The 13,056-nt window shown below is 71.0% G+C and carries 13 protein-coding genes and 1 tRNA gene; 9 read left to right on the forward strand and 5 right to left on the reverse strand.

Annotated elements, in window-relative coordinates:
* Nucleotides 1–11 precede the first annotated feature (11 nt).
* From ACFWEJ_RS19965 to ACFWEJ_RS19985, 5 genes are read right to left on the reverse strand one after another with little or no spacing between them, the layout of a single operon-like run.
* The gene (locus ACFWEJ_RS19965; protein WP_377230939.1) at nucleotides 12–308 is read right to left on the reverse strand and encodes a hypothetical protein; all 297 of its coding nucleotides are present in this window, start codon (nucleotides 306–308) and stop codon (nucleotides 12–14) included.
* A 43-nt stretch (nucleotides 309–351) separates the two neighbouring features.
* A complete protein-coding gene (locus tag ACFWEJ_RS19970) occupies nucleotides 352–963 on the reverse strand; it encodes a response regulator (RefSeq protein WP_377230940.1) in 612 nt (203 codons plus the stop codon).
* Nucleotides 960–2,357, reverse strand: coding sequence for a sensor histidine kinase (locus ACFWEJ_RS19975; protein ID WP_377230941.1), 1,398 nt, complete (start codon nucleotides 2,355–2,357; stop codon nucleotides 960–962). Before ACFWEJ_RS19975 ends, ACFWEJ_RS19970 begins: the two co-directional genes overlap by 4 nt.
* Nucleotides 2,347–3,216, reverse strand: coding sequence for an ABC transporter permease (locus ACFWEJ_RS19980; RefSeq protein WP_377230942.1), 870 nt, complete (start codon nucleotides 3,214–3,216; stop codon nucleotides 2,347–2,349). The genes ACFWEJ_RS19975 and ACFWEJ_RS19980 overlap by 11 nt, the downstream gene beginning before the upstream one ends.
* Nucleotides 3,216–4,112, reverse strand: a complete 897-nt coding sequence (locus ACFWEJ_RS19985; RefSeq protein WP_377230943.1) for an ABC transporter ATP-binding protein — start codon at nucleotides 4,110–4,112, stop codon at nucleotides 3,216–3,218. The genes ACFWEJ_RS19980 and ACFWEJ_RS19985 overlap by 1 nt, the downstream gene beginning before the upstream one ends.
* 229 nt (nucleotides 4,113–4,341) lie before the next feature.
* Here ACFWEJ_RS19985 and ACFWEJ_RS19990 point away from each other — a divergent pair.
* The 9 genes from ACFWEJ_RS19990 (at nucleotide 4,342) to ACFWEJ_RS20030 (ending at nucleotide 12,852) form a co-directional block, all read left to right on the forward strand.
* Nucleotides 4,342–4,417 (forward strand) — tRNA-Trp (locus ACFWEJ_RS19990).
* 101 nt (nucleotides 4,418–4,518) lie between these two features.
* A complete protein-coding gene (gene secE, locus ACFWEJ_RS19995) occupies nucleotides 4,519–4,764 on the forward strand; it encodes a preprotein translocase subunit SecE (RefSeq protein WP_377220036.1) in 246 nt (81 codons plus the stop codon).
* Nucleotides 4,765–5,011: 247 nt separating this feature from the next.
* On the forward strand, nucleotides 5,012–5,830 hold the full coding sequence (gene nusG, locus ACFWEJ_RS20000; protein WP_377230944.1) for a transcription termination/antitermination protein NusG: 819 nt from the start codon (nucleotides 5,012–5,014) through the stop codon (nucleotides 5,828–5,830).
* A gap of 74 nt (nucleotides 5,831–5,904) precedes the next feature.
* Nucleotides 5,905–6,336 (forward strand): 50S ribosomal protein L11, encoded by a 432-nt coding sequence (gene rplK, locus ACFWEJ_RS20005; protein WP_020016098.1) that lies wholly within the window; start codon nucleotides 5,905–5,907, stop codon nucleotides 6,334–6,336.
* Between the two features lie 80 nt (nucleotides 6,337–6,416).
* Nucleotides 6,417–7,133, forward strand: a complete 717-nt coding sequence (gene rplA / locus ACFWEJ_RS20010) for a 50S ribosomal protein L1 (protein WP_377230945.1) — start codon at nucleotides 6,417–6,419, stop codon at nucleotides 7,131–7,133.
* A gap of 238 nt (nucleotides 7,134–7,371) precedes the next feature.
* Nucleotides 7,372–8,040, forward strand: coding sequence for an RNA polymerase sigma factor (locus tag ACFWEJ_RS20015; protein ID WP_377230946.1), 669 nt, complete (start codon nucleotides 7,372–7,374; stop codon nucleotides 8,038–8,040).
* A gap of 14 nt (nucleotides 8,041–8,054) precedes the next feature.
* Nucleotides 8,055–8,591 (forward strand): hypothetical protein, encoded by a 537-nt coding sequence (locus ACFWEJ_RS20020; RefSeq protein ID WP_377230947.1) that lies wholly within the window; start codon nucleotides 8,055–8,057, stop codon nucleotides 8,589–8,591.
* Nucleotides 8,592–8,798: 207 nt separating this feature from the next.
* Entirely contained in the window at nucleotides 8,799–10,268 is a 1,470-nt protein-coding gene (locus ACFWEJ_RS20025) for a S8 family serine peptidase (protein ID WP_377230948.1), read from the forward strand.
* 145 nt (nucleotides 10,269–10,413) lie between these two features.
* Nucleotides 10,414–12,852, forward strand: a complete 2,439-nt coding sequence (locus ACFWEJ_RS20030; protein WP_377230949.1) for a CHAT domain-containing protein — start codon at nucleotides 10,414–10,416, stop codon at nucleotides 12,850–12,852.
* Nucleotides 12,853–13,056 lie beyond the last annotated feature (204 nt).

Below are 13,056 nucleotides of genomic sequence, written 5' to 3' on the forward strand. Positions count from 1 at the left end.
CGGGCCGCTCGTCACAGCTCCTTGAGGCGCTCCTTGAGGGCCATCGCGGCGCGCGCCCGGAGCATCGGCCCCTCGGCCTCGTCGTCCGAACCTGTCTCCGCGACCGTCGCCATGTGCGCCGCGAACCGCGCGTCCGCCGCCGCGAGGGTGGCGTCCGGCGCGGCCCGGTAGGCCTCGGTGACGTCGTCCAGCGCGCCGTCGTGGAAGGTCACGCCCATGGTGTCGATCGGCAGCACCATGTCGTAGATCGCCGACGCGACCGCCGCCTCGACGCGTGCAGTGATGTCGATTTCGCCCGAGTTGTTCATGCGGGCAACCTAGCGGCAGGCGCCGTGTGCCGTCGCCGAAAGCTCAGGCGATCCAGCCGCGCTCCCGAGCCACCGTCACGGCCGCCGTCCGATCCGCGACGCCCAGCTTGGCGAACGCGCGGAGCAGGTGCGTCTTGACCGTGGCCTCGGTGATGGACAGCTCGCGCCCGACCTCCGAGTTCGACCGCCCACGGGCCACCAGCCCCAGCACCTCGGTCTCCCGCGCCGAGGGCCGTTCGGCAGCCGTGCGGACCGAGCTGACCAGGCGTGTCGCCACGCTCGGCGCCAGCACCGTCTCGCCGCGGGCCGCTGCGCGCACGCCCGCGACGAGCACCGCGCGGGGCGTGTCCTTGAGCAGGTAGCCGGTCGCCCCGGCTTCGACGGCCCGCAGGATGTCGGCGTCGGTGTCGTACGTCGTCAGCACCACCACGCGCGGGCCCGTGCCGACGATCTCGGCGGTCGCCGCGACGCCGTCGAGTACGGGCATCCGCAGATCCATGAGCACCACGTCGGGCCGGAGCTCGGCGGCCAGCGCCACCGCCTCGTGCCCGTCGGCGGCCTCGCCCACGACCTCGAGGTCGTCCTCCACCGTCAGCATGCCCGCCAGGCCCGACCGCACCACCGGATGGTCGTCCACCACCAGCACCCGGATCATCCCGCCACCCCCCGTGTCCCGTCGCGGGCGGGCTCCACGGCCCTGGTCCCGTCGCCCGATCCCGCCTTGCCGTCCGATCCTGTCCTCCCGGGCGATCCCGCCTCGCTTCCCTGGGCGGGGTCGGCCGCGTCCTCGACCGGCACCCGGACCCGCAGCGTCGTCCCGGCGCCGGCCTCGGACCTCACCGACAGCGTGCCGCCCGCCGACCGCACCCGGTCGCGCATCCCGGCCAGCCCGAACCCGTCCGAGACCTCCGCCCCGAAACCCCGCCCGTCATCGGCGACGGTGAGGATCACTGCCCCCTCAGCCCGCGCCAGGCGCACGGCGACGGTCATGGCCCGCGCGTGCCGCCGCACGTTCGTCAGCGCCTCCTGCGCGGCCCGCAGCAGCACCACCTCGGTGGCCGGCGGGAGCGGCCCGACGCCGTCGGCCTCGAAGCTCACCACCTGCTCGGTCTCCAGGGCGTACCGCTCCGTGAGCCTCCTCAGCGCCTGCGGGAGCGAGGCGTCCTGCAGCGCCACGGGCGCGAAGGCGGCCACCAGGGCACGCGCCTCGGCCAGGTTGTCGCGGGCCGTGTCCTCGACGAGGTGCAGCCGCTCGCGCACGGCGGCGTCGTCCCCGAGGTCGAGGGCGGCCGTCGCGGCCTGCGCCTGCATGACCACGCTCGTGAAGCCCTGGGCGAGCGTGTCGTGGATCTCCCGGGCGAGCCGTTCGCGCTCGGCCACGACGCCCGCCTCGTGGTTGGTCCGCGCGAGCTCCGCCTGCGCCGCGCGCAGCTCGTCGAGCAGCCGGGCGTGCTCCTCGGCGCGCCGCATCGCGAGATGGAACCAGAGCCCCAGGGCGACCGCGAACAGGAGCGTCACGAACATCTGCGGCACCACGCTGAGCACCACGGCGGCGTCGAAGCCGTACGCGGCGACGATGCCGACCGTCACCGAGACGGCGAGCACGACGCAGCCGATCACGCCCTGCCGGATCGTCTCGAGCAGCATCCACACCTGCGCGAACGCGATGAACATCAGGAACGTCGCGATGCCCGCCTGCGACACGGCCACCCCGGTACCCAGGACCAGCACCACCAGGTAGGCGATGGCGAGCCGCCGCTCCCTGGTCCGCGCCGCCCGCGCACCCCACAGCAGGTACGCGACCACGATCGCGGCCAGCGCGGCGAGCGCGACCACGAGCGACACACCGCGCGTGCCCTCCAGCACCAGGGCGACGGCGGTCAGCGCGACGATCACGCCGAACGCCGCGTCCCACCACCGCACCTGCTGCTCCCACCCGGCGTACAGCAGGTTCACGGAGGGCCCGTCCGCCGCTGCCTCGCCCGCCGAGCTGCCACCGGCCGTCTCGCCCGCGGGGATGCCGGCAGCCGCAGTTCCGTCAGCCGTCATCGTGCCGTCGCCACCGGAACGTCCGGGTGCCGACCACGAGCGCTACCACCAGCCATGCCGCCAGTACAGCAGCCGTCGCGCCGTGCTGCCAGGAGCCGGCCGGCTCCGCCGCCGCGAACGCCTCCGGGAGGAACACCGACCGCATGCCCTGCGCGATCCACTTCAGCGGGAAGATCGAGGACAGGTCGAGCATCCACCCCGGGAGCTGGGTCACCGGGAAGAACACCCCGGAGGTGAACTGCAGCACCAACAGCGGCGTGACCACCACGGCGCTCGCGGACCGGCCGGACCGGGGCACCGACGAGTACGCGACGCCGCACACCGCCCCCGCCGCCGTCCCGAGCACGAACACCCACGCGAACGTGACCCAGTGCTCCACGTCGTCGGGCAGGGGCACGTCGAAGGCGAGTGCCGCGACCGCGAGCAGCAGCGCGGTCTGCGCGAGCACGGTGACCAGCGACAGGAACACCTTGCCCAGGAAGTACGACGTCGCGGGCAGGGGTGTGGCGCGCAGCCGCTTCAGCGTCCCGTCGTCGCGCTCGACGGCGATCGACATGGCGAGCGTCTGGTACGTCGAGAGCATGACGCCGGTCGCGATCATCCCGGGCAGGAAGTACTGCGCGAAGCTCACGCTGACGCCGTTCGACACAGCCGGGTCGTCGTCACCGAAGACCGTGGAGAAGATCGCGAGCATGATGATCGGGTAGGCGAAGCCGAACACCATCGAGTCGCGCTCGCGGACGAACTGGAGCAGCTCGACGCCACCGCGCACCAGGCCGAGCCGGAGCGTGCCGGGCAGCCTCCGGACCGCGCCCGCCGCGGTCCGGGCCGTCGTGCTCGTCGCAGCAGTCGTGCTCATCACGCCGCCTCCTCGGTGTCGGTCGGGATCTCGCCGATCAGGGACAGGTAGACGTCCTCGAGCGTCGGCCGCGTCACGGACAGACCGGGTACCTCGCCGCCGGGTCCAGCCGCCGCGATCAGCCGGGCGACGGTAGCGGTGGGCCGGTCCGTGCGCTCGGTGCGGCGCACTCCGCCGTCGTCCCAGGCGACGACCGGCGTCCGGGCCCCGGGCCCGCCCAGGGAGTCGGGCGTGCCCTCGGCCACCACGACGCCGTCGCGCACGACGAGGACGCGGTCGGCAAGCTGCGCTGCCTCGTCCAGGTAGTGGGTGGTCAGGAGGATCGTGGTGCCGTCGTCGCGCAGCCCGGTCACCAGGTCCCAGAAGGAGCGGCGCGCCTCGGGGTCGAACCCGGTGGTGGGCTCGTCCAGGAAGAGCAGCTCGGGCCGGCCGACGATCCCGAGGGCCACGTCGAGCCGCCGCCGCTGCCCGCCGGAGAGCCCGCGCGTTCGGGCCTTCGCCTTCTCCGCGAGGCCGACGGCGGCGATCACCTCCGCCGGGTCGCGCGAGTCCGGGTAGGCGGCTGCCGTGGAGCGCACCTTCTCCAGGACCGTGAGCTCGCTCAGGTCCCGGGAGTCCTGCATGACCACGCCGATCCGTGCGCGCCACGCACGCCCGGCCTCCTTGGGGTCCGCACCGAGCACGGTGACGTCGCCGTCGTCCCGGTCGCGGAAGCCCTCGAGGATCTCGACGGTGGTGGTCTTGCCCGCGCCGTTGGGGCCGAGCACCGCCACGATCTCGCCGTGGGCGACGTCGAGGTCCAGGCCGGCGACGGCGTCCTTGAACCCGGTACGGGCGTTGCCGTACCGCTTGCGGAGGCCGCGTACCCGAACGGCCGAAGTGCCCGATGTCTGCATGGTTCGAGCATGCTCCGTGGGAGCCTCGTGGCGGGACGCCCGTTCGGCTGCACCTGGTGTCCGTCGTCCGGTGGACAAGGGACCTTCCGCGACCTGCAAGGGCCGGTCCGGAACGAGTTCGACCTACGGCCCCGGGTACCGTACAGTTGTGCCTCGGTGATCGATGCTCACCTGATGCCGTGCGCCTCTCCAGGGCACGTGGTATGGCAAGATCAGGCATCGAACACAAAGGGTAGTGGCGCAATTGGTAGCGCAGCGGTCTCCAAAACCGCAGGTTGCAGGTTCGAGTCCTGTCTACCCTGCCAGCGTGAACCCCAGCGGGGCCGCGCGCAGCGGGCCCACGTGAGTGGACCTGGAACGGCAGTCCGCGCCGCCCGGCGCGCCGGGCCACAGGAGTGGGGTAGCAGTGAGCGACACCGAGGTGATCCAGAGCGCTGCGGAGCGTCCGAGCAAGGGCGGCGGCAACATCTTCGCCCGAATCGCGCTCTTCGTGCGCCAGGTGGTGGCCGAGCTCAAGAAGGTCGTCTCGCCGACGCGCTCCGAGCTCTTCACCTACACGACCGTCGTGCTCGTCTTCCTGGTCGTCGTCATGATCTTCGTGGTGGCCCTGGACTACGCCTTCGGCATGCTCGCAGGCTGGGTCTTCGGCTGATCCTCCCTCGCGGATCCGGCGGCTGACGCCGCCGTCGACCGGTCTCGGAGACGGGCCCGTGTCGGTCCGGGTGCGCCGGACGAGCTCATGGGGCACGCTGCGCAGTACTTCGCTGTGACGGTTCTCGCCCGTCGCTGATTGTCCCTTCGGGGTACTTTCGCGCGACAATGGCCGGACACAGCTCGTAGAAGTACGCACACCCGTGCCGGGCGCAGCCCCGGCGCACGAAGAGAAAGCAGGTTCGTTCGTGTCCCAGGACTCTCTGGACCAGACGGAGAACGTCTCGCCGGCCGACGGCGACGAGACGGCCGTCGACGCGCCCCTGGACGCCGAGAACGCTGACGTGCCTGCGGACGCCGAGACCCCGGCCGAGACCGACGTCGAGCCCGAGGACGAGGGCGACGCCGACGACGAGCGCCCCGCTGACGCCGACGGCGACGTCATCGTGGACGAGGTCGAGGAGTTCAAGCGAACTCTCCGCAGCCAGCTGGGCGACTGGTACGTCATCCACTCGTACGCCGGGTACGAGAAGCGCGTGAAGACCAACCTCGAGAACCGCATCCAGAGCCTGAACATGGAGGACTACATCTTCCAGGTCGAGGTTCCGATGGAAGAGGTCGCCGAGATCAAGAACGCGCAGAAGAAGATCGTGAGCCGGGTCCGCATCCCGGGCTACGTCCTCGTGCGCATGGACCTGACCGACGAGTCGTGGGGCGCCGTCCGGCACACGCCGGGTGTCACGGGCTTCGTCGGGCACACCCACCAGCCGGTGCCGCTGAGCTTCGACGAGATCTACTCGATGCTCGCGCCGTCGATGCTGCCGCAGCCCGCCCAGGTCGGCCAGCAGGCCGCCGGCGGGGGCACGATGACCAGCAGCGGCAAGGCGCCGGTCCACGTGGACTTCGAGGTCGGCGAGTCGGTGACCGTGACCGACGGGCCGTTCGACACGCTGCCCGCCTCGATCTCCGAGATCAACGTCGAGGCCCAGAAGCTCAAGGTCCTCGTCTCCATCTTCGGCCGGGAGACCCCGGTCGAGCTGGGGTTCAACCAGGTCGCCAAGATCTGATTCGTCCGTACCCCAGCATTGCAACCGGGTCATCGCCCACGGCGTAGGCCCATCCAACAGAAGGTAGTGAACGCATGCCCCCGAAGAAGAAGGTCTCCGGCCTCATCAAGCTGCAGATCCAGGCCGGCGCCGCGACGCCGGCTCCGCCGATCGGCCCCGCGCTGGGTCAGCACGGCGTGAACATCATGGAGTTCTGCAAGGCGTACAACGCGGCGACCGAGTCGCAGCGCGGCAACGTCATCCCGGTCGAGATCACCGTGTACGAGGACCGCTCGTTCACCTTCATCACCAAGACCCCGCCGGCCGCCGAGCTCATCAAGAAGGCCGCCGGTGTGGCCAAGGGCTCCGCGACGCCGCACACGGTCAAGGTCGCCTCGATCACCAAGGACCAGGTCCGCGAGATCGCCACGACCAAGCTGCCCGACCTGAACGCGAACGACCTCGACGCCGCTTCGCTGATCATCGCGGGCACCGCCCGCTCCATGGGCATCACCGTCTCGGAGTGATCCCCCCGGGGCCTCGGCCCCGGACGAACCACCACCAGTGGCAGGGCCATACGGTCCGCTACGACCACAAGGAGAGAAACATGGCAAAGCGCAGCAAGGCGTACCTCGCCGCCGCGGAGAAGATCGACAGCGAGACGCTGTACGCGCCGCTGGACGCGATCCGTCTGGCCAAGGAGACCGCCACGGTCAAGTACGACGCCACCGTCGAGGTCGCGTTCCGGCTGAGCGTGGACCCGCGCAAGGCGGACCAGATGGTCCGTGGCACGGTCAACCTGCCGAACGGCACGGGTAAGACCGCCAAGGTCATCGTGTTCGCCAACGCCGCCAAGGCGGAGGAGGCCCGTGCGGCCGGTGCCGACGAGGTCGGTGGCGACGAGCTGATCGAGAAGGTGGCCGCCGGCTACACCGACTTCGACGCGGCCGTGGCCACGCCGGACCTGATGGGCAAGGTCGGTCGCCTCGGTAAGGTGCTCGGTCCTCGCGGCCTCATGCCGAACCCGAAGACCGGCACCGTGACCATGGACGTCACCAAGGCCGTGTCCGACATCAAGGGCGGCAAGATCGAGTTCCGCGTCGACAAGCACGCGAACCTGCACTTCATCATCGGCAAGTCCTCCTTCTCGGAGGCTCAGCTGCTGGAGAACTACGTCGCCGCGCTCGACGAGGTCCTGCGCCTCAAGCCGTCGTCCTCGAAGGGTCGCTACATCAGCAAGGCGACCATGACCACGACGATGGGCCCCGGCATCCCGCTGGACCAGAGCAAGACCACCAAGCTCCTGGAGGAGCTCCCGGCCTGAGCCGAGCTCTCCTGAGCGCTAAAAGGCCCGCATCCCGCAAGGGGTGCGGGCCTTTTTGAATTTTCATCAGAACCATGTATCGAACGGGGTGCTCGGGCCTCTTGTCTGATGGGCGGCAGGAAGCCGACGTGAGCTGAGGAGAGGGGAGTGCCTGGTGGGCACCATTTTCCACCTCCCCGGATCCGCGAGCCCCGCCGTAGACTCGGTTGGTCCAAGTGCTCCACGTCCGGTAGGTGACGTGGAAACATCCGCCAGCAGAGAATCCCGTGGTGCAATGACAGGATCAAGGGAGGCCCTGCCCGACGTCGACGGGTCCGGTCTCACGCTCGGCGATCGCGCAGCGATCGCGCTGACCGAGTACCGCGCAGGCAACCACCAGGCGCTCGGCGACCTGGTGCGCGAGGCGACGCCGTTGCTGTGGCATACGGTCCGGGCGCAGGGAGTCGACCGCGACGCCGCGGACGACGTCGTGCAGAGCACCTGGGTGGCGCTCGTGCGGCATGCCGAGACCATCGCCGAGCCGAAGGCCGTGCTGAAGTGGCTCCTGGTGACCGCGAAGCGGGCTGCCTGGGAGGCGGTGCGCAAGCACCGTGACGACGAGAAGCGCCGTACCGAGCTGCCGGACGACAGCCCCGAGCATCCGATGGCTCTCCCCGCGAACGATCCACCACCCGACGCCGAGGTGCTGCGCGACGAGCGCGACCGCATCTTGTGGACGTCGCTCCAGAAACTGCCCGGACGCTGCCAGGAGCTGCTGCGTCTGGTCTCGCTCGCCGACCGGCCGGACTACCGGTACATCTCGGCGGCGATCGGAATGCCGATGGGTTCCATCGGTTCGACTCGTGGCCGCTGCTTGGCGAAGCTGCGGACCATCCTCGATGAGCAAGGGGACTTCTCGTGGACCTGACGCCGGAATCCAACATGGACGACGAGGCCGTGGGGCGCCTCGCGTTCGACCCGAAGGGCGCGCTGGACGCCGGGGACGGGGCAGTGCTGACCCGCCTCGCCCGCGCGGTCGGCGCGGTGGACCCGGTGCCGGAGGGGCTCGTCGAGCGGTCGCTGTTCGCGATCACGCTGGCCGGCCTCGAGGCCGAGCTCATGGAGGCCGTCTACCTCGACACGCCGCTCGCCGGCGTCCGCGGGGCCGCTCCGGCCGCCCGGGCCGACGACGCCGCACCTGCCGAGGCGAAGACCATCACCTTCACGCACGACTCGCTGACCGTGATGATCACGCTGTCCCCGTCCGCCGGCGGACGGGTGCGGATCGACGGCTGGGCCGCCCCGGCGGCCGGCCTGAACGTGGAGCTGCACCGGCCGGGTGTCGACGTGGTCTCCACGGCGTCCGATGAGGACGGCCGGTTCTCCTTCGACGCGGTCGAGCGTGGCCGCGCGAGCCTGGTGGTCCGCCGGACCGACGGCGGCGGCGGTGCCGTGAGCACGCCGATCATCGAGCTGTGAACTGCTGAACCACTGAACTACCACCGTGTGTGATCCGGCCGAGGGGCGCGGCGGGGTCTGTCGAGCAATCGTTGTCAATGGAGAGGTATTGCCGTGAGCGAGCCCATTCCCGAGCCCGAGCTGCGCGTACGAGACCACGCTGGAACATGGTGCCGAGTGCGGGATCTCGATCCCGCACGGGCGTCGTCCCGACGTCAGGGTCGGCTGATGCCGACACGCTACGTCTCGGACCGGCTGATCGTCCGTGCGGTGGACGACGTCGAGAGCGATGCCGTGGTGGGGATGGTCCGCGAACGAGCCGCGGCGCGAGGACTGACACTCGAGGAGACCCTCCTCGAGGAGGCGGCTTCGCGTGCCAGCGCGTCGACCTCACCCGGTCTGGCCTTCCGTGTCTCGACGGGGGAGCAGGGCGCGGCCGAGCGCGACGTGTGGGACCTGCTGGACGAGGTGGCGGATGCGGTGGGCGACGACCGGCACCGGGTGTCGCTGGACCACATCCTGACGGGTCATGGGAAGTGGCAGGGACACGGGCGGCCCATCGACCGTGAGCCAGCGGTCTTCCTGGGCCCTGCGCCGCGACGCACGCTCGCCGCCGGCGCTTCACCGGTGACGACCGCGGACGGTACGGCCCGCCCGGTGGTGGCCGTGCTCGACTCGGGGATCGGCGACCATCCCTGGTTTGACGACTCCAGCTCCGTCGTACTGCGCGGGGCGATGCTCGACGGCGAGCCGATCGGCACGGGCGCGGAGGACGAGCCGCTGTACGACGCCGAGGTCCGTGGTCGGCGTCGTGACGACGCCGCGTACCTCGACGCCTACGCCGGTCACGGAACGTTCATCGCCGGGGTGGTGCACCAGGTGAGCCCTGACGCCGCGATCATGCCCGTGCGGATCTTCAGCGGTGACGGTCGGGTGCGGGAGTGGGACCTCGCACGGACCCTGGAGAAGCTCCTGGAGTTCCACCTGCGGGGTGTTGCCGGAACCGATGGTTGCTGGCCGGTCGATGTCGTGGTGATCAGCGGCGGGTTCTACGCGGAACGGCCCGAGGACGACGAGGACTACGACGGTGTGCTCCGCGCGAGGCTGCGCGATCTGCGTCGGGAGGGTGTGCTCGTGGTGGTCTCCGCGGGCAACGACGGTTCGGGCCGGCCGATGTTCCCCGCTGCGTGGGCCCCTCGGGTCCGCCGGACGCCCGACGGTGCCGTCCCGCTGCAGCAGGAGGACCTGCGGTCGGACTACACGCCGCTCCTTCCGGTCACGGGCTATAACCCGGACGGCACGCTGGCCGACTTCAGCAACGACGGCCCGTGGGTGATCGCGGCTCGGCCCGGGGCGCACGTACTGAGCTCGATGCCCGTCACCTTCGACGGTGCCGAGCAGCCCTGGCAGAGCGGTGACGGGCTGCGCCGGACGGTCGACCCCGACAACTTCAGCAGCGGTTTCGGCCTGTGGAGTGGCACGTCCTTCGCAGCGCCGGTGCTGGCAGGGGAACTTGCCGCGGCGATCCTGCAGGGTCGGCTTCCTGGTGCTGACGGCACACCCGCCGTCTTCTCCTCGCGCGTCGCGGCAGCCTGGGACGCGGTGACGAGAGTCAGCGATCTCTACCGGGCGATTCCTGCGCCGCCTGACGGTTTGCTGAGTAGCGTGGCGCCATATGAACAGGATGGACTGGGATGAGCTCGAGCGGCGGTACACGGCCGCTCGGACTCTCAACGACCAATACCAGCCGGTCGACGCACTAGCCGCCTTTCGAGTCCTGGTCGCCGACCTCGCCAGGTCGGACGCCCGAACGGAGGACGAGGTAGAGCGGCGCGCGAGGCTCATGGTGCGTTCGCACCTGGGCCTCGCGCTGGCGACCTACGAGTTCTCGATGGACATCGACGCCACCACGACGGCACTGGACCTCGCCGAGGCCGAGGCCGAGGCGGCGCCGAAGTCGCTCCGGCGCGGACTTGTCGGGCTGGTCTCCGGTCAGCGGGGTGTCATCCTGCTCAGGAGCGGCCAGTTCGCCGCGAGCCTCGCCCCGATCTCCGCGTCGCTGGCCGCGCACGACCCGGACGACCTGCGCAGTCGCGCGATCGATCACCTCAACCGAGGCTTCGCGCTGATGCAGGTGGGGCGTATCGCCGAGGCGCTCAAGGACCACGAGTCGGCACATCGGTACGCCGAGGAGGACGGCAACACCCGAACCCAGTCGTTCGCGCTGCACAACATCGGGTACGTCCGCCACCTGATGGGCGACCTGCCGGGTGCCCTGATGGCGATGGAGAAGGCACTCGCCGTACTTCCGGACGAGAGCACCGCGATCGACATGCTCGGTCGCGCCGAGGCCCTCTTCGAGGGAGGCCTGGTGGTCGCCGCGGAGGAGCTGCTCACCGAGGCGATCCCCGAGCTGAAGGCGTCACGGCTCCGTCCGGAGCTTGCCGAGGCGGAGTACTACCGCGCACGCTGCCTCCTGATCCTGGAGCGGTTCGGTGATGCGGCCACCCTCGCCGCACGGGCGCGTCGTCACTTCGAGCACATCGGCCACGACGCTCGCGCTGCCCTTGCGCGCGTCCTTGAGCTCGAAGCCGCGTTCGAGCCCGCGCGCAGGAGCCACGCCGGGCCTCGGGCACGGGCCTCGGCCCGCCGCCGGGCGGCCAAGGCGCTCGACGCCGCCCGCGCGGGCGACCTCGCCGGCCCGGTCCTGGGCCAGCACCCAGGCCACGCGGCACGCCTGGTGGCGGCACAGTGGTTCCTGCGGGCCGAAGATCCCGACAGCGCCCGTGCGACGCTCGCGGAACTGCCTCGCGGCTTCACGACCTCCCCGCTGACCATGCGGGTCCATCACTACACAGCGCGGGCGGAGCTCGCCTTCGCGACGGGTGACCGCGCCAGGGGACTGCGTGCCGTGCGAGCAGGCCTGGGCCTGCTCGCGGACCACCGGAGCAGGCTCGGTTCCGTCGAGTCCGTCACCGCCGCCGCGGCGCACGGTGTCGACCTGACGCGTGTCGACGTCGAGGCGGCCGCGCGGACCGGACGGCCCTCAGCCCTGTTCGACGCGCTGGAGCGGGGCCGCTCGACGTTCGCGGGGACGGGCCGGGTCACGCCTCCGGACGACCCGGAGATCGCCGCACTGCTCACCGAGGCCCGGGGACTGCTGGCCAAGGCGCGCGAGCTCGGCATGGCCGAGAGCAAGGAGCGTGAACGCCTCACCCGGCGTGCAAGCCGCATCCAGGAGGAGGTCCGGGAACGCTCATGGCGCCATGCGGGCAACGCGGGCGCCGTGCAGCATCCGGTGACCGTCAGTGAGGTCCGTCAGATCCTGGCCGGCCGGGAGAAGGAGACCGACGTCGTGGCGAGCTTCCTCGTCATCGACGACGTCCTGCGCTGCGTCCGCGTCGACGCCGCCGGCGTCACCACCGTCGACATCGGCCCGGCCGACGACGTGATCGAGCGGGTCCGCCGCCTCTCCGCCGATTTCGCCATGGCCGCCAACGACCTGATCCCGGCGCCCCTGCGCGCCGCGGCGACGGCCTCGCTGGCGCGCAACCTCAAGGCCCTCGACACCGTCCTGCTCGCCCCGCTCCACGCCGACGGCGACCTCTACGTGGTCGCCCGGGAACCGCTGCTCAGCGTGCCGTGGGCCGCGCTCCCGTCCCGGGGCGGGCTGCGTACCTCGGTGAACTCGTACGTCGCGCGCGGCCGCACCCATGCCCGGCCCACCGGCGAGCGCAAGCTGCTCGCCGCGGCCGGCCCGGGCGTCCGGCACGGCGCGACCGAGGCCCGCGCCGTCGGCGAGCAGTGGCCGGGCGCGACCGTCCTGACCGGCAAGGACGCCGTCACCGAGCAGGTCCGCACCGCCCTCGCCACCCACGACGTCGTGCACCTGGCCACCCACGGCCAGCACGACGCCGACAACCCCCTCTTCGCGAGCATCGACCTCGCCGACGGCCCGCTGTTCGCCCACGAGCTCGACGGCACACCGCTGCCCGGCTCCGTGGTGATCCTGTCGTCGTGCGAGGTGGGCGGTTCCACCCAGGTGCTCGGTGGCGAGCTCCTGGGGCTCACGTCGGTGCTCCTGCGCCTGGGCGCGCGCGCCGTCATCGCGTCCGTCGCCAAGCTCTCCGACGAGCTCGCCGCCCGCGTCATGCCCCGCCTGCACGCCCACCTGCGCGAGACCGACGATCCGGAGGCGGCGCTCGCGGCCGCCCTCCGTGACGTCGCCGAGCCGGTGCCGCTCGTCTGCTTCAGCTCGGTCGAGGGGCTGGCGAACCGTTGACCAGAGACCAGATTTGCCTCTAGCATCCATAATGTCCACGTTGTCGGATTGGTGTGCTCAGTAGAGTTCACACAGAGAGGGGAATCGATGCGTAAGAACAAGGGCGGCTTTGGCCGTAGGCACCAGGGCGGTTACACGCGCCGGAACCAAGGCGGGTTCTGAACCCTGTGGCTCTAGGTGAAGGTGTGGTGCTCAAGCGGGCAC

Origin of the sequence: Promicromonospora sp. NPDC060204 (assembly GCF_042728455.1) — a bacterium.
GTDB lineage: Bacteria > Actinomycetota > Actinomycetes > Actinomycetales > Cellulomonadaceae > Promicromonospora.